The 1,122-nt window shown below is 29.5% G+C and carries 1 protein-coding gene; it reads left to right on the plus strand.

The window, feature by feature from the left end:
- Positions 1–1,094, plus strand: a protein-coding gene (locus Q428_RS14075; RefSeq protein WP_152539156.1) for an IS3 family transposase whose coding sequence is annotated in 2 segments (ribosomal slippage) — positions 1–229 and positions 229–1,094 — 1,095 coding nt annotated over the 2 segments. Because the reading frame shifts where the segments join, the coding sequence is not laid out codon by codon here. This gene is flagged as partial in the annotation.
- Between the last annotated feature and the right edge of the window lie 28 nt (positions 1,095–1,122).

Genomic DNA, 1,122 nt, shown 5'->3' on the forward strand with positions numbered 1-1,122 from the left:
AATTATACAGATGATTTTAAAAAGCAAATAGTAGCACTAAAACAAAATGGTAAATCAACATCAGAGATATCAAGAGAATATCAAATAGCAAAATCAACAATAGTAAAGTGGGTAAATGATTATAGCAATTCTGGGTCTTTCAAGGCTAAAGATAATCGTACCGAGGAAGAGAACGAGCTAATACGTCTCCGTAAGGAAAATAAACAATTGATGATGGAAAATGATATTTTAAAGCAAGCAGCGCTGATAATGGCACGAAAATAGAAATAATTCTAGCAAACAAAGAAAAGTACAGTATCAGCGCAATGTGTAGAGTATTAAATATTCCAAGAAGCTTAGTATATTATAAGAAAAAAACTAGAGTCTATAATACTAAGCTTGAAAATGCAGTTATATCTATATTTAGAGAGAGTAAGAACAATTATAGTTCAAGAAAGATAAAAATAGAATTAAAAAAGCAAAACATAATAGCATCAAGAAGAAAGATAAGACAAATTATGGACAAGTACAGATTGGTTTCTAATTACACTGTAAAACAGTACAAGGTGCATAAAGCCAGTTGTAATGAGGAAAAGGTAGATAATATAGTAAATAGAGACTTTGATAATAGAAGTGATCTAGAAATAGTAGTAAGTGATCTTACATATGTTAATGTGGCTGGTAAATGGCATTACATATGCCTATTAATCAACCTCTTTAATAGAGAAATAGTAGGTTATTCAGCAGGTCCTAAAAAAGATGCTGAATTAGTTTATGAAGCGTTTATGAGCACTAATATAAATTTAAGTAAAGTAAAAATATTCCATACTGACAGGGGCAATGAATTTAAAAATAAGATAATAGACGAAGTTTTAGAAGCTTTTAAGATACAGCGTTCCTTAAGCAAAAAAGGATGCCCTTATGATAATGCAGTTGATGAAGCTGGGTATAAAATTATAAAAACAGAATTTGCATTTAATAAGATTTTTAAGAATTTGGAAGAGCTTAAAAAAGAATTACGAAGTTATGTATTATGGTATAACAACAAACGTATTCATGGTTCTCTGAATTATATGACTCCAGTAGAATATCGGCTAGCAAAAATGACCGAATAAAAATTGTACAAAAAAGTGTTGACAATCC

The sequence above is a fragment of the Fervidicella metallireducens AeB genome, from assembly GCF_000601455.1.
Lineage (GTDB): Bacteria > Bacillota > Clostridia > Clostridiales > Caloramatoraceae > Fervidicella > Fervidicella metallireducens.